This is a genomic window from Oscillatoria sp. FACHB-1406 (genome assembly GCF_014698145.1).
Taxonomy (GTDB): Bacteria; Cyanobacteriota; Cyanobacteriia; order Cyanobacteriales; family Spirulinaceae; genus FACHB-1406.
In genome coordinates, this window is record NZ_JACJSM010000020.1 from 40163 (window position 1) to 60505 (window position 20343).

Here is a 20343-nt window from a genome sequence, read left to right on the forward strand (position 1 = left end):
AGTGGACTCTTTTTCCCAAAAAATCAAGCTTGTTCCCTACAGCATTTATTCGTTATCAATTATCAATTATCAATTATCCATTAACTACCGTTTTCGTTTCAAAAATTCGCGCGATCGCGTCTTCCACCACCTTATCGGGAGTCGAAGCGCCCGAAGTTACACCCACAACAATTTCTCCTTCCGGCAGCCAATTTTCTTTCACTTCTAAATCGCAACCCAACGGTTTATGTTCGACGCGGTTATTGGCAACATCAATACGCGCCGCACTATCAATATGATAAGAAGGAATATTGCGTTCGATCGCGATTTCTTGGAGATGCGTTGTATTCGATGAATTATAGCCACCAATCACCACCATCAGCGTCAAATCTTCATCCACAAGCTCGAACATCGCATCCTGCCGTTCTTGCGTTGCATCGCAGATCGTATTAAAACTCATAAAATGGTCGTTCAACGCAGCAGGGCCGTACTTTTGCATCATTGTCCGCTCGAACAGCTTGCCGATTTGTTCGGTTTCGCTTTTCAGCATCGTCGTTTGATTGGCAATTCCGATACAGTCCAGATCGCGATCGGGATCGAACCCTTCCGAATGAGCATTTTTAAACTTAGTCAAAAACTCTTCTTTATCGCCACCCTTTAAAATATAATTGGCGACAAAATTTGCCTGATCTAAATTAAGAACGACCAAATACTTATCGGCAAAAGAAGTCGTTGCTACTGTTTCTTCGTGATTGTATTTCCCGTGGACGATGGAAGTATAATCGCGTTTTTTGTGCTTTTCCACCGAATTCCAGACTTTCGAGACCCAAGGACAAGTCGTATCGACAATCGTACAACCATTGTCGTTCAACAATTGCATTTCGCTGACGCTCGCCCCAAATGCAGGCAAAATGACTACATCTCCCGCGCCAACCCCAGAAAAGTCTTTTTCGGTATTAATAACGGGAATAAATTGAACGTCCATTTCCCGCAAGCGCTGATTGACGGAAGGATTGTGAATGATTTCATTCGTAATCCAGATGCGTTCGCTGGGGAAGTGTTGGCGCGTTTCGTAAGCCATTGCAACAGCGCGTTCGACTCCCCAACAGAAGCCAAAAGATTGCGCCAAACGGATGGTTACGTTACCGCGTCGAAGGTGATAATTATTATTGCGAATTTCTTGAATGAGATCGCTTTGATATTCTGTGTTTAGGGCGATCGCGGCTTCTTCTTGATGCCCGAAGCCTTTACGATGGTAGCGTTCCGAACTGTTAAGCGCGCGTTTAAAAGCTTTAGTATCCATTATTTTTATTCAAAGAACGGCGAGTCGCTTACTCCTAACCCGATTGTCAAGCGAGACAGTGCAGTTAATACTGCAAATCCAACTCTAGCAGCAAATTATACCGCTTTCGTCCTCGCCGCTCTCTTCCCCGAAACTAGCGGTTATAGCGACGATAGCATGAGAATCCCGCTCCCATTGCTGCTAAACCGAGTAACAGACTCGGTTCGGGAACCTGGGTTGGTGGGGTAACTGGGGGACTCGGCGGAATTGGTGGAGTTGGGGGAGTTGGCGGAGTAACTGGCGGAGTTGGCGGAGTAACTGGGGGAGTTGGTGGAGCAACTGGGGGAGTTGGTGGAGTAACTGGGGGACTCGGCGGAGTAACTGGCGGACTCGGCGGAGTAACTGGGGGACTCGGCGGAGTAACTGGCGGAGTTGGTGGAGTTGGGGGCGTGGATTGCTCGATCGGTGTGAGTAAGAAAGCATAAGTGTGAGGCCATCCAACAGGAGAAGAGTTGGGCGCGTAAGCCTTACCGACAATTTGACCTTTATCGTTAATTGCAGTTGCTTCGTAGAACGTCCAACCCAAGCTCGGATCGACGAGGGTATTAAGATCGATCGCGTTGCCATCTTTCCACAATAGCGCGCGCTGTTGAGTAATATTATCGGCCTTCGTGGAGCCAACCACCCAACCTAAATTATTAATTCCTCTAGCAAGCGTATTTGCTCCAAACTGGGTTATTGTGCCATTGTCCCAAATCGAGGCGCAAGTGCTGTTACCGCACTTAGAAGTCCCGACGATTTGACCGCGATCGTTGAGATCGATAGCCTCCATAAGGTTGCCAAAATTGGTAATTTGACCGTTTTTCCACAGAAAACCCTTACCTGGGTTACTTCCGGGATTGAACAAGTCCCCAAATCCGACATTATTGTAAGTATTACCAATGACCCAGCCTGACTCATTAATCGCGATCGCTGCCGCTTGACCCGTAACTCCAAGGTCTAAAATTTGATTATTGTCCCATAACACCGCGCGACTGCTGTTATTCAGGATGGCGCTGCCAACGATTTGACCTCGACTGTTGATGTCCATTGCATTGGCTACATTACCGCCAGAGGGGAAATTCGGCAGAAGTTGCGGCTGGACTCCACTCCACCACGAAAGGCCGTAGCCTTGAAGAGTGAACCCCATTGACCCGATTGAGGAACCGACAGCGATCCCCGCATCGTTAATCGCGTTTCCCACTACTATTTGCCCGCCGCTTGGCGCATTTAATAGTTGCGTTCCTGTCGTGGGACTCCAGCGGAAAGCACCACTCGATACAATGCTACCGTAAGTTCCTACCACTTCACCCGCTTCGTTAATATCGTTGGCAAGACTGCTAAAAGAAGAAAGAGAGGGGTTGCTGGAGGGGTCGAAAACTAGGGTAGGGGTATATAAGGAGGCGGCGCGACTGGATGGGCTGAAAGCTAAAGTCGCGATCGCAGTTCCTACTACAGCAGTTGATAGTTTTGTCAAACTGGTAGGTGCAAACATTGGGTTAATTTCTATTTTTGAAAAAAATAATTCCTTAATTCTACGGTTGTGCCTGGGATGCGTCTTTAACTTCATCGACTCTTTATATATTGAGGTCAAACGCTTTACCATTTTCATCAATATCGGTAGCAAGGTTAGCAATGAAGGGTGACTCCGGCGGTCTGATACGAGTGATGTTATAAAGCGATGCGGCACGAACTGCGCTCCCAAAACTTAACGCGATCGCGGCGGTTCCCACAGCAACGGTTGAAAGTTTTTTTAAGGCAGTAGATACAAACATGGGAATATTCTTACTGTAGATGAACGCTAGTATTCCATGATTTTACGGTTGTACCTAAGATTAATTTTCAGCTTTATTGACTCTTTATATGATTAAGAAATATCAAAGTCCGATCGGCTCGAAAGGCGATCGCATCAGCCACGCTAGCGATGGAGTGCTAATCGTTCTAATTCATTCTTGCTGTTGCTTAACTCAGTGACGGTGCGATCGCATATCTCGCTTTTTAAGCAAAACTGCGAGCTTATCGCGTCTTATCGAGTTCTTGACTTTCTTGTTTTAAATTTTACTGATTCGGCTCAATCGAGAGGATTTTAGCTCGGTGCTAAATCTTGGTTAGAAGTTTATTGTCTAGCCTCTCAACTGGAGCGCGATCGCACAATCTTACCTTGAAAATACAGAAGTAACAGCGATGAGGAAGCTCGCCAACAAGGTTGCACGGGTTACGATTTTTTTCTGGATTCTAAAGATCCTCGCCACCACGCTGGGCGAAACAGCCGGGGATTTCATTTCGATGACGCTTGGATTGGGCTATTACATTGCTTTCGCCGTCACCTTTACAGCCCTAGCAATTATCTTATTGTTTCAAGTCCAGTCCAGAAAATACCGCCCTTTCCTGTACTGGACTGCGATTATTGCAACCACGACTGCCGGAACAGAAGTTTCGGACTTAATGGATCGATCTTTGGGACTGGGTTATGCGGCTGGCTCGCTTTTGCTGGTGACGGGGCTGATCGCAACCTTAACATTCTGGTACTACCGCGATCGCAATCTTAGCGTCTATCCGATTGTTAAAAAAGATGCCGAAACCACCTATTGGATAGCGATTATTTTTTCTAATAGTTTAGGAACCGCTTTTGGCGATTTTTTGACCAGTAATCTCGGTTTGAGCTATATCCAAGGCGCGCTAATAACTGCTGGCATCATTGCCATTGTTCTGCTTTTGCACTATGCTACTACGGCAAGCGAAACGCTATTGTTTTGGGTTGCATTTATCTTCACTCGCCCTTTTGGTGCAACCTTTGGCGACTTTATTACCAAGCCAATTAAAGATGGGGGATTGAATCTACCGAGAGAATATGCCTCGATTGTCGCGCTCGTGCTAATGGTTATTGTCTTGCAGGTGGCGAATAAGTTTGTCGGTAAAGAACGTTACAGAGCGGAATCCAGTCAAGAAGAAGGTTGACGGAGAAACAATATTTTAAACCGAATCGATCGTTCTAATACCAATTTAAGATTGCGCTGCCTAGAATCAACCCTCCTAAATTCTCAGGATAACGGTGCGTTACGCTTCGCTAACACACCCTACTTTTCATTCTATGCAGCTTCATATCAATCTGGTATAACTCAATTAGAAATAATAGAAAACTAGATTCAACTTTTTCAAAAACTTTACGCGCTCGATAGCCTCTAAAACGCCCTTTTTCTAAGTTGAAATTACCGCTATGCTCCGGAACCTGATTAAATTCTGGGTTAAAAATATTAATCCTCGCCTTGCCGATTTAATTAGCACGCTTGGGATTCTTGGATTACTCGGCTGTTCGCTATCGATTGCACTTGTGGCTTGGCTGTGCGAAGATGTTTTAAAACAAGAATCCTTTGCGTTCGATCGTTCGATTCTGCTGGCAATCCATCAGTTTGATAGTCCAACTTTAGATGCAATTATGTTAGCGATTACCAACCTCGGAAATCCCGCTATTGTTATTGCAATCGCACTGAGTTTTGGGATAAGTTTGTGGGTGCAGCAGCGCCGACAGGAATTTAAGTTTTTCGCGATCGCTTGTTTGGGAGCGGCGGTTCTGAATACGGGCTTGAAGCTCTTATTTATGAAGCAAAGACCGGAACTGTGGCATCGTTTAATTACCGAAACGTCGTTTAGTTTTCCGAGCGGCCACGCTCTCGGTTCTCTTGTCCTGTACGGCTTTATTGCGAGCCTTCTGGCGGAGCGGCTTCCTCGATTTTCTCGGTTAATTCATGTTGCCGCAATCGTTTTAATTGCTTTGATTGGCTTTAGCCGTCTGTATTTGGGCGTTCACTGGCCAACCGATTTGCTTGCAGGTTATAGCATGGGTTTTGTCTGGTTGCAAGTCTGTTTGACCATGCTAAAACTGCAAAGATTGCGCGAGCAGCGGTTGTCATTAAAAGTGTAAACTTTTCTCTAGAACTCAGTTGACTGGAAATCGCGATCGCGTTAAATTTTTCAGCAAGCTACAAAAAAATATTTAAAAACAACACCCCCGCAGGAGTGCTGTTAATTACTACAGAATTGAACTGCACTAAAATAAGAGTTGAAAAATCACCTGTAGAGACGTTGTATACAGCGTCTCTCAAGATACAAGGGTGGGCAGCGCCCACCCGCCTTAAGTCAGTGCCATTGACCACATAATTGATTGCCAGCTAACTAACCCAACTTAAAAATTTTCTTCGTCAGCGGGGTCGCCATAGGGGTCTTCGCTTGCCGGACGCACGTTGCCGAATTGTCCGGAATCCGCACCGTAAGCGTCAGCGGGGTCGCCGTAGGGGTCTTCACTCGCCGGACGCACGTTGCCGAATTGTCCGGAATTTTCGTAATTGCTGTCAGAATCGACTTGCTCGCTGTCAGAGCCGCCAATCGCTTCTTTTATCTTCTGAAAAAATCCATCTACCATGATAAAATTCCTCTGTTTTTTATGCGAATTATGTCTTGAAAAACTGCTGTAGCAAATTGAGAGTTTCCGACTCAATTAACAGTTACAAAACTGGCTATTTTAAAATTCTCACTCAAAGCTCAAATCGCAAGGTTACTGTGCCGGAACAGGACTTGTAGCTTCCGGTAAACCGATAAGGTCTTTGCCGGTCGTTTGGTTATTGTAGCCCTGAAAATCGCGGTAACGCGCTGCCTCTGTCTCGGGAACTTTAATTCCTTCAGGCGGGGGCGTTACCCAGTGAGCGCGATGTTGAGCATCGCGATAGTAAACGCGACCATTTTTAGAGAGGTAATATTGACCTTGCGGCCTCTGTTCCTGTTTATTTCGATGCTGGTTGTAGAGGTAGTAAAGCGCTGCTGCTCCTGCTAAAATTACGACTTTTTGAGTATTGCTCAATCCTTTTTTCGCTTGCGGTGAAGGACTGGGAGCGCGATTGGGTTCCACCCCTCCAGCGCGACTATCATCTACTGGAGGGGGTGGGGCAGAAGTTTGCTTGCTCGAACCGCAAGCACTCAACACCGGAAAGGTTAACAGCGTTGTCAGCAGTAATGCCATGAAGCGCGGTCTTCCGGGTTTGGATTTAATGATGTTCATTGCCGTTCCAAATTTGTGGGACTACAAAAAAAGTGCGCTCCGACGAGGTTGAGTAACCCAAACTGCTGCCTACTGTTTTCAGAGTACATTGAGATTAGCGAACGCAATTATAACAGCAGGCTTTGCTCGGAACTTACTACACCGCAGGTACGGATTCGATGTTTTTCAATTAAGAGAATTATCTCAAATCTAATCATGTCAAATTTTGATAATACTTGCTCATTCCTAGGGCATAAATTAAGCCTGCTTTGATTTCAGTCTTCAGATATAGATGCCCTCACCACCGCCGACTTATAGCAGGCAGTGCAAAGGTTGCAGGAGCGCCAGTCGTCTTTTAAACTTGTAAACCTTGAGGCAGGCGAACGGTGAAACAACTACCAGAACCCAGTTGACTGGAAACTGAAATATTGCCCTGATGATTTTGGGCGATTGCTAGAGCGAGGGATAGTCCCAATCCCGAACCGCCTTGCCAATAAGAACGCGATGAATCGGCTCGCCACAGTCGCTCGAAAATTTTATCGAGATGTTCGGCTGCGATACCAACGCCGGTATCGATAATCTCGATTACAATCTCAAGATTTTCAACGGAACTCTTGATTTCAATTATACCGCCAGCAGAAGTATAATGAATGGCATTTTCGATTAAGTTTGCGAATAAACGCTGAAGTTGAGAGGCATCGCCGTGAAGAGAAGGAATTTTACCTAAGTTTGTTTTTAAAGTAATATTTTTACTTTCTGCTTGAGGTTGATAGAGCGAGATTAAGGATGTTAAAAGAGTTGAGAGCTTGACGGGTTTCCAGTTACCGTTGGGAGTGCGATCGTTGCGGGCGAGGAAGAGCAAATCTTCGCTTAAACGGGTCATTTGTTCGGTTGCTGAAGCGATCGCGGTAAACTTTTCAGCATCGGCTTCTCGCATTCCTTGAGGATATTTAAGGGCAACCGCAGCGTTAGTTTTAATTGCCATTAAAGGACTGCGAAGTTCGTGGGAAGCATCAGCGGTAAATTGTTGGAGGCGTTGAAAACTTTCCTCAATGGGCTGCATTGCTTGTCGCGTCAACCAAAATCCGCCTAAACTGCCTAGAATTAAAGCGCTGAAAATGCCGCCACTCAAACCTAAATCTAATTTGCGAAGGGTTTCATCGAGTTCTTCGAGGGATTGGGCGACTCTAATGTAACCGATTTCCTTTTCTTCGTCGCGCTCGACCATTATTAGCGTGACAGCGAGGAGGCGATTTTCTCCATCTTGAATTTGGACGGTTTTATTGAGGGAAAAAGGCAAGGAAATCGAGAGTTTTCCTTGTTGGGCGAGGAAAGTTCCCTGTCGGTCGAACCATTGTAAGGCGCGATCGCGCACGATGAATTCGGCAAGGGGAAAATCGCTTTCTAACGTCACTTTGTCCCCTTCGACTTCGGTGTTCGCTGCGATACTTTCGCCGACAACCCTGAGTTGTTCGCTCAACTGTTGGGTTAAGCTGCGAACGAAAACGATGCGAACCGCGATCGCAAAAATGCTCAGTAAGGAAAAGAGAACGAGGCTGTAAGAGAGCAACAGGCGGTTGCGAATTGTTTGAAACATCCTTCAATCGCTCTCTATCTTCAAGCGGTAGCCCATTCCGTAAACCGTTTCGATTAACTCCTTTGGGCTTCCCGCTGCGGTCAATTTTTTGCGTAAATTCGCGATATGAGTTTTTACCGTTCCTTCCCCAGAAGTGCGATCGAATTCCCAAAGTTTATCCAAAATTGCCGATCGCGTTAAAACTCGTTGGGGATTTCTTAAAAAGTATTCGACAATCGCATACTCTGTCGGCGTTAAATCTAAGTTCATACCTCGATAGCGGACTGCCAACGTTTGCGGATCGAGTTGCAGTCCGCCGTAACTCAAGATTTCCGGGCGAATCTCAGCGCTTCGACGCAATAAGGCTCGAATTCTCGCCGCTAGTTCGTCTAATTCAAAAGGTTTGACTAAATAATCGTCCGCTCCTGCATCCAATCCTAAAACTTTATCAGCCGTCGTATCCTTAGCGGTCAGCATGATAATTAAAGCCGGAGATTGGGCGGCTCGCAAGCGCTGACACAGCGCAATCCCATCCAGTTTGGGCAACATTAAATCGAGAAGAATTAGATCGTACTCTGCGCCGAGGGCATAATCCCACCCTTGCAGTCCATCGCTCGCTAAATCGACCGCATGATTTTGATGTTTGAGGTCTTCGGCTAAGGGCTTAGCAATACGATTGTCGTCTTCTACAATTAAAATCCTCATGAATCGAGCTTTCTACAGATAAGACGCTAGCTCTAATGATTTTATCGTGCTAAAACCCCTCTAAAGTTGCATTGCGCCAATAGACTCATCCCCCATCAGTCTTGCTTGACGATTTAAATTTACTGGTAGAAAATCCACCGAGCTAAGCATATTTTTTTACCCGGTGAATTCTCGTTGACAGCGATTCGAGCTTTGTCCTGAATGGGTGCATTGAAGGCAGTAAAGGGAAGATAACCCGATATTTTCTCAGTCCCCGCTCTTGCTGTGTCGCGATGAATCCAGCCGCTCTTCCACCCGATGTTAACCTCCAAGCGTACCAACGCTTGCAACTGGCGCTGATGTTAGGATTGCGCCGACAAATTTCGATCGCGGTTTGCGATAACGTCCAATTGCGCGATCGCCTTGCAGAACGCTTGCAGAAAGATGTAGAAATTCCGCGCTTGCGCCCGCCGTTAGTCAGCTTGGAACTGAGCTTAGAAAATCCGGCGTTTTTGACGCAAATCGGACAGTGGCTCAAAGCTCATCCCGAATATCAAACCGCAAAAGTCCCGCCGACATTTCAAATGCTCGGCATTGAAGGACTCACGCGACAACCAGCGAGCAACCAGCAGCGCTTTCTGCGCCACCTGCAAGCAATTGCGCGCTATCTGCCGCAATTAAATGTCAATTTGTTGTTGTGGCTGTCGCGTCCTTGGTTGAATACGGTGCGGCAGTCTGTGCCGGAGTTTTGGCGATGGCGCACGGGGGTGTTTGAGTTCTCGGGAGAGGTGAATGTCCCGCCAACGGTAAGAGGGGCGCTCTCGGTTCTCAAGCAAAGCATTCAGATGCCAGAACGTTCGGAGCAGGAGCATTTTGAGATTGCGCTCCCACTCTCTCGGGAAGGCGACTTTCCGCTGATTCGTTTAGTCCGAAGCGCGCCGCCCGGAGTGCGGGAAGAAAAGGCGCGAGCGAAGGAACGCGAAGCGGTAGCGCTGCTCGTGAAAGAGTCAGAACGCCCCATTGAAGCGGCAAGCGTGGCAACGGCGGTACGAGTTGCGGCGACGGATGGGGGTAGTAACGGCAACAGCAACGGCAATGGCAATGGTAATGTTAATGTTAATAGTGCGCTCTTACCCTTGAGTTTGCGCGATATCGAACAATTGGAACGCGAGCAATCGGAATCGCCGGAAATTCTGGCGGCGGCGTATTTCGATTTGGGCGATCGCTATCGGGATGCGATCGCGCAGGGAGCGACGACGCTGGAAACGCTCAGTACCGCCATTCAAGCCTACGAACGCGGTTTGCAATGGTCGGATGATGAGTTTGCTTCCTTACCGGATATTCTCAACGATTTGGGCAATTTTTATTGGATGCGATCGCGCCATTGGCAGGATTTACAGCCCGCCTTTGCCGATTTAGAACAATCGGTTCAATATTATCGCGATGCCCTCGAACGAGTCGGAGAACCCGAAACCGCGCCGCAACAGTATGCCAAAGTTCAAAATAATCTGGGCGCGGCTTATAGCGATTTGGCGCGCTACGGCGACAATACGGAGAATTTACAACGCGCGATCGCCGCTTACGAAGAGGCGGTGCTATACCGTCCGCGCGATCGCGATCCCCAAAAATACGCTTCTACGCAGAATAATTTGGGAGCCGCTTACTGGCATTTAGCGCAACATAAGAATAGTGCTGCGAATTTGCGCGCCGCGATCGCTGCCTACAATGAAGCATTAGCACAATACGATCCCGCTACTGCATCCATGCAATGGGCGATGATTCAAAATAATCTCGGTACGGCTTATTGGAATCTCGCGCAGCACGTCGAACCGGACGTTTTCTTGAAAAAGGCGATCGACTGCTATCAAGCTAGCTTGCAGTTTCGGACTTCGCAAGCCGCCCCTGCTGCCTGTGCCGCCACGCAAAATAATTTGGGGACGGCTTACTGGCATTTTAGTTTGACAGATGGCATTGATTCAGACCAACAAAAAGACTATTTACATCGGGCAATTTCTGCTTACTCGATTGCGATTTCTATTGCAGAAGAATTAAGCCAGAAACAACCGCCGACTTTCGTTAATTTTGATTTAGTTTCAACTTATAATAACCTCGGTGCTGTCCGCCTTCAATTAGCGACAAATGAAGAATTTCACTTACCTGCTCCCTTACAGCAAGAGCAGCTAGAAGCCGCCTTGAAGGTCTATCTCAAAGCATTATCGATCGCAACTTTGCCCGGAGATGCCTACGAGATGTGTTTCAATGGCATTGTTAGAGCGGTGCGGATTTTCTATCAAACCGGAGGATTAGCCGCTCAAAACCGCGCTCTTGCTCTCATTCCTTCCCAGTTATTACCCTCACTTTTACCCCAGTTATAAGCTTGTAATTCGTAGTTTTTAATTCGTAATTCGTAATTCGTAATTCGTAATTCAGAGTTCAGAGTTCGGAGTTCGGAGTTCGTAACTCACGCTTCATCACTCGTAATTCCCAATTCCCAATTCACCCTTCATCACTCATAATTCATAATTCATAATTCACGCTTCATCACTCATAATTCATAATTCATAATTTACTTTTAACCTTCCGTTAAACTAAACGTGCTAACTTACCTGTGTTCGTGTCCTGCTGCCCCATTCATCATCTGTTGTTCCAAACTCTCAAAACGCGACAAGTAATATCGTTTATGCTTTTTTTAACACGCTCAAAACAAAAATTGTTTTTGGCTCCTGTCTTGACTGCAACATTGGCGCTCGCAGCCTGCGGTGGTGGGACGACAACGACAACCCAAAGTCCTGACGCAGGTGGCAGTTCGGCAGAAAGTCCGGGTGCAACTCCTGTAGCGAAGGGCGGCGATGCTTCGGCTTCCTTAACGGGAGCGGGTGCAAGTTTCCCCGCGCCGCTTTATCAACGCTGGTTTGCCGACTACACGAAAGTAAACCCGAATGTCAAAGTTGCTTATCAATCTGTCGGCAGCGGTGCGGGCGTAGAACAATTTACGAAGGGAACGGTAGACTTCGGCGCTAGCGATGTAGCGATGAAAGACGACGAAATCGCTAAAGTCCAAAAAGGAACCGTGTTATTGCCGATGACGGCGGGCAGTATCGTCCTCGGTTATAACTTAAAAGATATCCCCGACCTCAAGTTATCTCGCCAAGTTTACGCCGATATCTTACTCGGAAAAATCAAGAAATGGAACGATCCGGCGATCGCGAAAATTAACGAAGGTGCTAAACTTCCCGATAAAGATATCACCGTTGTTTACCGTTCCGATGGTAGCGGGACGACGGGCGTATTTACCAAGCACATGAGCGCGATTAGCGAAGAGTTTAAAACAAAAGTCGGCGATGGCAAAACCGTGCAATGGCCCGTCGGCATCGGTGCGAAAGGGAACGAAGGCGTAACCGCTCAAATTTTGCAAACAGACGGCGCGATCGGTTATGTTGAGTATGGCTACGCTAAGCAGCAAAACATTTCGGTTGCGAGTTTAGAAAATAAAGCCGGTAAATATATTAAACCGTCTGATGAGGCGGCGAAAGCGACCTTATCAGCTGTAGAACTTCCGGAAAACTTGCGTGCTTTCATTACCGATCCTGAAGGCGATTCTTCCTATCCAATTGTGACCTACACTTGGGTTATGGCTTATAAGAAATACGACGATCCGGCAAAGGCAAAAGCGATTAAGGAAGTTTTGAATTGGGCTTTAACTGACGGTCAAAAAGTCGCGCCGGAGTTGGGCTATATTGCTCTCCCCGATAACGTGGTGACGAAAACAAAAGCTGCTTTAGAGAGCATTCAATAAATTCCTATTCAAAGCTCCTCTGACTCGGTAGAGATCGAAAGGAGCAGGTTACTTTCAACTTTAGTTGAATTGCTCGTTGACTGCGGACAAAATTTTCATTTTGTCCGTATTTTTTTGGGTGAATTTAGAGGCTTCCTCAGTCAAGTTTCCCCAGGAGGTAAAACTCCGTGAAATCATTCCGTTATCAATTGTCCATTGTCCATTATCAATTATTCAATACGTTATCCATTGTCAATTATTGAGCAAACCCTAACGCTTTGTTACGCCTCGCCTCTCAGCCTGCAAGCTTTCACTCTAAGGTAATGTAAAGAAATGTTGCGATCGCGCGCGATCGCAAGAACTGCGAAATGACCGAATACCGCGCTAATGATAAGCTAACAAATGCACGAAAAAAGTTTATAAAAGGTGGAGTTAATATGGCGGGGTTGACCCAGGAACCTCTATTGTTGCGAGTTGCGCGCGGCGAAACGGCCGATCGCCCTCCAGTCTGGATGATGCGTCAGGCGGGGCGGTATATGAAGGTGTATCGAGATTTACGCGATAAATATCCCAGTTTCCGGGAGCGCTCGGAAAACGCGGACTTAGCGATCGAGATTTCCTTGCAACCCTGGCGCGCCTTCCAACCGGACGGCGTAATCATGTTTTCCGATATCTTAACGCCCTTACCGGGACTGGGCATCCCGTTTGATATTGTGGAGAGTAAGGGGCCGATTATCGAGTCTCCGATTCGCACTCAAGAACAAATCGATCGCCTCCACGACTTCGATCCCGAAACCGACCTCCCTTTTATTAAAACGATTTTACAAAGCCTACGCGCAGAAGTCGGAAACCAAGCCACGGTCTTGGGTTTCGTCGGTGCGCCTTGGACGCTAGCCGCCTACGTTGTCGAAGGAAAGAGTTCTAAGACGTACTCGGTTATCAAGCAGATGGCGTTCTCCCAACCGGAGCTACTGCATCAATTATTAAGCAAGTTTGCCGACGCGATCGCGAATTACGTGCGCTATCAAATCGATTGCGGCGCGCAAGTCGTACAGTTATTCGACTCCTGGGCGGGACAACTCTGCCCGCAAGACTACGAAACCTTCGCCCTGCCCTACCAGCAACAAATCGTGCGGCAAGTGCGAGAAACTCACCCCGATACGCCGTTAATTCTGCTGATTTCCGGCAGTGCGGGCTTATTGGAACGAATGGGCAAATCCGGAGTCGATATCATTAGCGTAGACTGGACGGTGGATATGGCAGAAGCGCGCCAGCGCTTGGGACGCAACATGAAAGTACAGGGGAATATGGATCCCGGCGTACTGTTCGGCTCCCAAGATTTTATCCGCGATCGCGTTCTCGATACCGTTCGCAAAGCCGGACGCAGCGGTCACATCATGAACCTCGGACATGGCGTTCTTCCGGGAACTCCCGAAGAAAACGTCGGTTTCTTCTTTGAAACCGCTAAACAGGTTGACAAATTGCTCGCCGTTCCCGTTTAAATTAGGAAGTTAAAGATTGGAGAGCGGCGATCGACCCGAGAAAAAATTATGACTCGGTTCATCTCCCTCTCCAATCTCCAATCTCAAACCAGAAATCCCTATGACTGCTAAGCGGATTTTTATCACGGGGGCAAGTGGCTGCATCGGTCACTATATTGCCGAAACCCTGATTCAAAATACCGACCACGAACTCTTTTTGTTGGTCAGAGATCCGAGTAAGCTCAAATTTGACCCAGAAGCCCGCCCGGGCGTAACCGTTCTCAAGGCAGATTTGCGCGATATCGAACAATTTCGCGACATTCTGCAAACCATTGAAGTTGCTATTTTAGCGGCGACAGCTTGGGGCGGTTCTGGAGCCGTTTTCGATGTGAATACGATCAAAACCATTCGCCTCATGAACCTGTTAAATCCGGCAGTCTGCGAACAGGTTCTTTATTTTTCGACCGCCAGCATTCTCAATCGCAATAACGAACTCTTACCCCAAGCCGGACAAATGGGAACGGAATATATTCGTTCTAAGTACGATTGTTTCCGTCAATTGCCCCGCCTCGCGATCGCACCAAAAATCACAATTCTCTATCCTACCCTCGTTCTCGGCGGCGATGCCAACCATCCCTACTCCCATCTCTCTTCGGGTTTAGCCGGAGTCGTGAAATGGATAAACTTAATTCGCTTCTTTAAAGTCGATGCCGGTTTTCACTTCATCCACGCCAAAGATATCGCCGAAGTCGTTCGCCACCTTACTGAGAATCCCCCCATCGCCGAAATTCCCGGCAGCCTCAGCGAAAAATCGCTCCGCAAAAAAGTGCTGGGCGTTCCCGCCATTACCGTCAACCAAGCCGTCGAAGAAATCTGCGCCTATCTCAACAAGCGCATTTACTTTCGGCTTCCCTTAACAATGGGGTTAGCGAATTTTTTCATTGCACTATTTCGCGTTCAAATGGCTCCTTGGGATCGCTTTTGTCTCAGCTATCGCCACTTCACCCACCAAGATCCCGTCACCCCCAGTACCTACGGACTCCCGACTTATTGCGCTACCTTTGACGACGTTTTGAGAATTCACGGGATTACTCCCGGCGGCGACAAGCAGAGTGGGAGAGTGGGAGATGGAGAGAGTGGGAGAGTGGGAGAGTGGGAGAGTGGGAGAGTGGGAGATGGGGAAGTGGAAAAATCCTTGTCAGTTGAGCCTTCTTTGCCTACTCCGAATTTGGAGTTAGAAGAGCCAAAGTCCCTAGCTGTAACCGATACTTCGCTCCCTACTCCCGATTTGAAGCAAGAAGCGGAAAAATCTTTACCTGTAAGCGCTCCTTCGACGAGCGCACCGATATCGGAATCGAATTCCGCGATCGCATCGTCAGAACCTCTTAGAAATAACAGCCCAGAAACAACGCCAGATATCCCATTAGACGAGTTGCCCTTTCTCGATCCCACCCTTCGCGACGATACCTCCAGCGATGAGGAAAAACTACACCTTTCCGATGAGATAAAAAGCGTGCGGGTAGAGGATTGAAGCAAGACACAAGAACCAAAGCAACAACCGGCTAGAGACTATTCGCTCGAGCTAAACCCTAACACCTTTATCCTAATTTCATGAATAGCTGGGGATTCAGCTTAGTCTGCCAAAAATCTGGGCTTATGGCAACATAACGCGATCGACGCTCTTTATTCAAAAATTCCCGTTATTGACTCAGTTTCAAGGCTTCTAAATCAGCACCGACAATTCTTTCTAAATTTCGCGATATTTTTTCGATTTCCCAGTCCCACCAAGCAATCTCTAATAACTGGACGATAATTTCCTCCGGATATCGCTGGCGGATTAAAGTTGCAGGATTTCCCCCAACAATGCCGTAGGGCGGCACGTCTTTAACAACAACGGATTTCGCAGCAATAATCGCACCATCCCCCACTTTAACCCCCGGCATAATCAGCGATTCGTAGCCAATCCAGACATCATTTCCGATTATCGTATCGCCCTTAAACGGTGAAGCTTCGAGTTGCGGCGTTACCCGTTCCCAACCGCTCCCAAAAATCGAAAAAGGGTAAGTCGAAAATCCGGTCATGAGATGATTTGCCCCATTCATTATAAACTTTACGCCCTTCGCGATCGCGCAAAATTTACCGATAATGAGTTTATCGCCTACGAAGGGAAAATGATAAAGGACATTGCGCTCAAAATTTTCCGAATCCTCCGGATCGTCGTAATAAGTATAATCGCCAATGATGATGTTCGGATTAGAGACCGTATTTTGAATGAAACAGACTTGAGGAAAGTTCGCTAAAGGGTGAGGATTTTTGGGGTCTGGATAGAGCATAAATGCGGTATTCGGGCTGCATTGTCATGGGCATTGTAACCCGGATCGACTCATAAGGAAGCCCCATTTCTTCGAGCAGCCAACGAGGGCGCACGGCTCTAGTTGTGGCAATGTAGTAGAGTTTCATGTTTGGAAAGCTTGAAGAATCACAACTTGTTTTTATCCATAAGGATACAGGAGAGCAAGTTATCCCGACTTTTCTGACTCGGTTGAAGTTGCTTGGTGAGTTGGGGACTGCTGGATATAATGAAAAGGATTTTTCATGGGGTCAATAGTCAATAGCTAAGCACTAATGACGATTGACAACGAATCGCTCTATCTAACATAATGGCTACCTTATTTTTGGACGATTTCTTAGGCTCCAATACAGCGACCAATATCCTGTTGTAGTTACGACCAATCCGATGAGTGAGCCATTAACTTCAGACAGTCTCAGCATCGATCGCCCAATCTTGAACGATTGCTGGAATCAGATTGGGGTAATGGGCGATCGCTCCTGTGGCGAACTGGCAACCGTAATCCATTGCCACGACTGCTCAGTCTTTGCGGCGGCTGGCGATCGCTTACTGGAGAGAGAACCTCCCGTCAATTATCTAAACGAGTGGATCGATATTCTCGCTGAAACCCCCGTCGATCTAGAGGGGACAGAAAGCGACGAGGCGATCGTCCGCACAGCCGAAGCCATCTCCGTCATGCTGTTTGGCCTGGGAAATGAACGATTAGCCCTTCCCGTTAAGGTCTTGCAAGAAGTCACCTCACCTTGCATCATTCAACCTCTGCCCCATCGCAGCAACGAATTATTTTTAGGACTGGTTAATATTCGCGGCGAAACACTGCTTTGCGCTTCCCTGTGCCATCTTTTAAATTTGGAATCTTCTGAGGAGACTTCCCTCACGCTCAACGCTATCAATACAAAACGCATGATGGTAGCAGGACAAGGAGACGATAAATGGGTGTTTCCGGTGGATGAAGTGTATGGCGTGTACCGCTTTCACCTTTCGGAATTAAGAGATGCACCTGTCGTCATTAGCAAAGCCGCTGAAGCTTACACCCAAGGAATTATTTATTGGCAGGGCAAAAAAGTGAATTATCTCGACTCCGAATTGTTGTTTTACACGCTTAATCACAAGATTTTGTAGCCAATATGAGTGAGTATTCCAAGCTAGAACTATTTCGCCAGGAAATTGAAGCTCGGGTTGTCATCTTAAAAAAATCGCTCCCGGTTCTGAAAACGCAACCCTTAGCCATGACTGAACTAGAGCAAGCTGCTCGAGCGGCTCACTCGGCTTGGGGGACGGCTCGAATTGTTAAGATGGAGGTCGCTTCTAACCTGGCACAGTTGATGAAAGAATGCTTGATTGCCGCTCGGGATAAAGCTGTTACCTTGCAGGAGGAGCAAATTGATGTTTTACTTCACGCTAGCGATTTGCTCTTGAGTATAAGCCAAGTTGCTAATGGAGAGTTTGAACGTTGGATGAGCGAGCGTTCCTGGGATTTAGCGACGACTCAGAAAGCGATTTCGCTCGTCCTCAACTCGGGCTCGGCAGTTGCATCTGTTAGCCTTCAGGAGCAAGAAACTGGCGACAGAGTAACGCTTGTGGAGGAGCAAGCCATCCCAGAAACGCACCAGCCCTTAAGCGAAGAAACTCTGGCACAGCAACAGGAGAGTGCAGAACTCAGCGAAGAGTTGCCTCGCGTCATCTCTGCATCCTCTCATGCTGCGATCGCTCCCAGCACGGACACCGCCAATCGAGCCATCACCCCAACTCCCCCAGCTACCCTCAGTATTGATGATGCCTCGATGATGGATCTGTTTCGCTTGGAAGCTGAGGCGCAAGTTACCCTCCTCAACGACGGACTCCTAGACTTAGAGAACAATCCTCAATCGGCCCAGGCCTTAGAAACCTTAATGCGAGCCGCTCACTCGATTAAGGGGGCTGCCCGGATTGTAGGACTCGATGCGATCGTCAATTTAGCTCACGGAATGGAAGACTGTTTTGTTGCCGCTCAAAATCAAACGATCGCGCTCGATCCCGACAACGTAGATGTACTATTGCAGGGGGTGGATTTGCTACAAGCGATCGGTCAAACGAGCGACGCTAAACTCCCCGGTTGGCTTGCCCAACAGAGTGCCAATTTTGAAGCGCTACGAGTGGCGATCGCTGCTATTCTCAACCCGGGCGCGAAACCCGTACTCGATCGCGAAACAGAGAAACCAGCCCCTCCATCTTCCCTATCTGTTGTTCCTGTTCCCTCCCGATCGCAGCCAACAGAAATCCCAAGCGAAGCCAATATCGAGCCAATTCCAACTGTCACCGTTGCCATCAAGCCTCAATCGGCTCCATCGATCGCAAGCGTAGCAATTCAGGAACGTCCAAAAGAGGCGGCATCCTCCAGTGCTTTATCCGAACAAACCGCTACCCAAAATCGAGTCGTGCGAATCAGTGCGGAAAATTTGAACCGGATTATGGGTTTAGCCGGAGAGTCCTTAATTGAAGCGAACTGGTTGCAACCCCACGCAGATTCAATGATGTCATTGAAATGGCGTTTGGCTGAGCTTGCCAGAACGCTCGAACAGTTGGAAGATAGTCTCGAGCGCGGAACCTATCGGCAAGAAGGCAAAGAATACCTCGCCCAAGCCCGCAACCAGGAACAGGAGTGTCTCGATCTGTTGAGCGATCGCTTGGGTGAATTAGAATTGTATGCTCAACGCACGGCCAACTTATCCGATCGCCTCTATCGGGAAGTGATTACCTCCCATATGCGTCCCTTTGCCGATGGCGTGCAAGGCTTTCCGCGCATGATTCGGGATTTAGCACGCCAATTGAACAAGCAAGTCAAGTTAGATATTGTGGGGAAGGCAACGCCTGTCGATCGCGACATTCTCAAGAAGTTAGAAGCCCCACTCACTCACATTTTACGCAATGCCACCGACCACGGCATTGAATTACCCGAAGAACGGATGGCAGTAGGAAAACCCGCTGAAGGCACAATTCGTTTAGAAGCCTTTCACCGGGGGGCGATGCTAGCGATTACCGTTACTGACGATGGGAAAGGCATCTCTCCAGAACAGTTGCGCTCCAAAGCGATCGACAAAAACCTGGTAACGTCAGAAATGGCTGCTCGAATGAGCGATACCGAACTGCTAGAGTTTCTGTTTTTACCCGGATTTTCCACCGCCCAACAAATCACAGAAATCTCGGGCCGAGGGGTGGGACTCGACATTGCTAAAAGTATGGCGCAGGAAGTTGGGGGGACAGTGCGCGCTACGTCCCAACCGGGTAAGGGGACGAGTTTCCACTTTCAACTGCCTCTAACGCTGTCGGTGGTTCGCACGCTTCTGGTGGAAATTTCTGGGAAACCCTATGCCGTTCCTCTAGCCCGAATCGACCAAATTGTCACGGTGGAGCGATCGGAGATTTCTGAGGTGGAGAATCGCCAATATTTTACGATGAATCAGCAAAATATCGGTCTGATTGCTGCTCGCCAAGTTTTAGAATTACCGGAACCGCCTCCTCATTCGGGTGCGCTGTCGGTGGCGATCATCAGTGATGGAAGCAATCCTTATGGTTTAGTCGTCGATCGGTTTCTGGGCGAGCGCGATTTGGTGGTTAGACCGCTCGATCCTCGCTTGGGCAAAGTACCGGATATTAGCGCTACATCCTTGATGGGAGACGGTTCGCCCATTCTAATTATTGATGTATCGGACATCGTGCGCTCAATGGATGCCCTCCTCCATGCTGGAGGACTCACAAAAGTTGAGGTTGAAGCCCAGGAAGTCATCCGAGACAAGCGTAAGAGAGTTTTAGTGGTGGATGATTCCATCACCGTGCGGGAAATGGAACGCAAACTTCTAGAAAATCGAGGTTACAAGGTGGATATTGCCGTTAATGGAATGGAGGGGTGGAATGCGGTTCGGACGAACGCCTATGATTTGGTAATCAGTGATATTGATATGCCGCGTATGAATGGAATTGAATTCGTCAAGCAAATGAGGAGTCATCCTCGTTTGCATTCGATGCCAGTAATTATTGTCTCCTATCGCGATCGCGAGGAAGATCGGATTGCGGGGCTGGAGGCGGGTGCTGATTACTACTTAACCAAGAGTAGTTTTCATGATGAAACGTTGATTAATGCTGTTATGGACTTGGTTGGGCGTTAA

At 47.8% G+C, this 20343-nt stretch carries 16 protein-coding genes; 8 read left to right on the plus strand and 8 right to left on the minus strand.

Annotated elements, in window-relative coordinates; genetic code table 11:
* Positions 1-73 precede the first annotated feature (73 nt).
* The 3 genes from H6G50_RS17780 to H6G50_RS17790 all read right to left on the minus strand — a co-directional run bounded on the left by H6G50_RS17780 (position 74) and on the right by H6G50_RS17790 (position 3075).
* The gene (locus tag H6G50_RS17780; RefSeq protein WP_190719168.1) at positions 74-1282 is read right to left on the minus strand and encodes a 4-hydroxy-3-methylbut-2-enyl diphosphate reductase; all 1209 of its coding nucleotides are present in this window, start codon (positions 1280-1282) and stop codon (positions 74-76) included.
* Between the two features lie 133 nt (positions 1283-1415).
* Positions 1416-2795, minus strand: a complete 1380-nt coding sequence (locus H6G50_RS17785; protein ID WP_190719171.1) for a hypothetical protein — start codon at positions 2793-2795, stop codon at positions 1416-1418.
* An 82-nt stretch (positions 2796-2877) separates the two neighbouring features.
* A complete protein-coding gene (locus H6G50_RS17790) occupies positions 2878-3075 on the minus strand; it encodes a hypothetical protein (protein WP_190719173.1) in 198 nt (65 codons plus the stop codon).
* Positions 3076-3484: 409 nt separating this feature from the next.
* Here H6G50_RS17790 and H6G50_RS17795 point away from each other — a divergent pair, with 409 nt between their 5' ends.
* Positions 3485-4258, plus strand: a complete 774-nt coding sequence (locus H6G50_RS17795) for a hypothetical protein (RefSeq protein WP_190719176.1) — start codon at positions 3485-3487, stop codon at positions 4256-4258.
* A 259-nt stretch (positions 4259-4517) separates the two neighbouring features.
* Entirely contained in the window at positions 4518-5222 is a 705-nt protein-coding gene (locus tag H6G50_RS17800) for a phosphatase PAP2 family protein (protein WP_190719179.1), read from the plus strand.
* A gap of 261 nt (positions 5223-5483) precedes the next feature.
* Here the strand turns inward: H6G50_RS17800 and H6G50_RS17805 are convergent, their stop codons facing one another.
* The 4 genes from H6G50_RS17805 to H6G50_RS17820 form a co-directional block, all read right to left on the minus strand.
* A complete protein-coding gene (locus H6G50_RS17805) occupies positions 5484-5720 on the minus strand; it encodes a translation initiation factor (RefSeq protein WP_190719182.1) in 237 nt (78 codons plus the stop codon).
* A 132-nt stretch (positions 5721-5852) separates the two neighbouring features.
* On the minus strand, positions 5853-6353 hold the full coding sequence (locus H6G50_RS17810; RefSeq protein ID WP_190719184.1) for a hypothetical protein: 501 nt from the start codon (positions 6351-6353) through the stop codon (positions 5853-5855).
* A 334-nt stretch (positions 6354-6687) separates the two neighbouring features.
* Positions 6688-7929: an ATP-binding protein gene (locus H6G50_RS17815; RefSeq protein ID WP_190719187.1), complete on the minus strand. Its 1242-nt coding sequence runs from the start codon at positions 7927-7929 to the stop codon at positions 6688-6690.
* 3 nt (positions 7930-7932) lie between these two features.
* On the minus strand, positions 7933-8613 hold the full coding sequence (locus H6G50_RS17820; RefSeq protein ID WP_190719190.1) for a response regulator transcription factor: 681 nt from the start codon (positions 8611-8613) through the stop codon (positions 7933-7935).
* 272 nt (positions 8614-8885) lie between these two features.
* On the opposite strand from H6G50_RS17820, the gene H6G50_RS17825 reads away from it, so the two are divergent.
* From H6G50_RS17825 to H6G50_RS17840, 4 genes are all read left to right on the plus strand, one after another.
* A complete protein-coding gene (locus tag H6G50_RS17825; protein ID WP_190719193.1) occupies positions 8886-10967 on the plus strand; it encodes a tetratricopeptide repeat protein in 2082 nt (693 codons plus the stop codon).
* 341 nt (positions 10968-11308) lie between these two features.
* Positions 11309-12388 (plus strand): phosphate ABC transporter substrate-binding protein PstS, encoded by a 1080-nt coding sequence (gene pstS, locus H6G50_RS17830; RefSeq protein ID WP_347239960.1) that lies wholly within the window; start codon positions 11309-11311, stop codon positions 12386-12388.
* Between the two features lie 416 nt (positions 12389-12804).
* Entirely contained in the window at positions 12805-13869 is a 1065-nt protein-coding gene (gene hemE, locus H6G50_RS17835) for a uroporphyrinogen decarboxylase (protein ID WP_190719200.1), read from the plus strand.
* Between the two features lie 100 nt (positions 13870-13969).
* Positions 13970-15379: an NAD(P)-dependent oxidoreductase gene (locus H6G50_RS17840; protein WP_199303184.1), complete on the plus strand. Its 1410-nt coding sequence runs from the start codon at positions 13970-13972 to the stop codon at positions 15377-15379.
* Positions 15380-15548: 169 nt separating this feature from the next.
* Here H6G50_RS17840 and H6G50_RS17845 read toward each other — a convergent pair whose 3' ends face one another.
* Positions 15549-16181 (minus strand): Vat family streptogramin A O-acetyltransferase, encoded by a 633-nt coding sequence (locus H6G50_RS17845; RefSeq protein WP_190719203.1) that lies wholly within the window; start codon positions 16179-16181, stop codon positions 15549-15551.
* A 404-nt stretch (positions 16182-16585) separates the two neighbouring features.
* Here H6G50_RS17845 and H6G50_RS17850 point away from each other — a divergent pair, with 404 nt between their 5' ends.
* Together H6G50_RS17850 and H6G50_RS17855 are read left to right on the plus strand one after the other, a co-directional pair.
* Positions 16586-17320 carry a chemotaxis protein CheW gene (locus H6G50_RS17850; protein ID WP_190719206.1) on the plus strand — a complete coding sequence of 245 codons (735 nt, stop codon included), beginning with the start codon at positions 16586-16588 and terminating at the stop codon, positions 17318-17320.
* Positions 17321-17325: 5 nt separating this feature from the next.
* Positions 17326-20343, plus strand: a complete 3018-nt coding sequence (locus H6G50_RS17855; protein WP_190719209.1) for a hybrid sensor histidine kinase/response regulator — start codon at positions 17326-17328, stop codon at positions 20341-20343.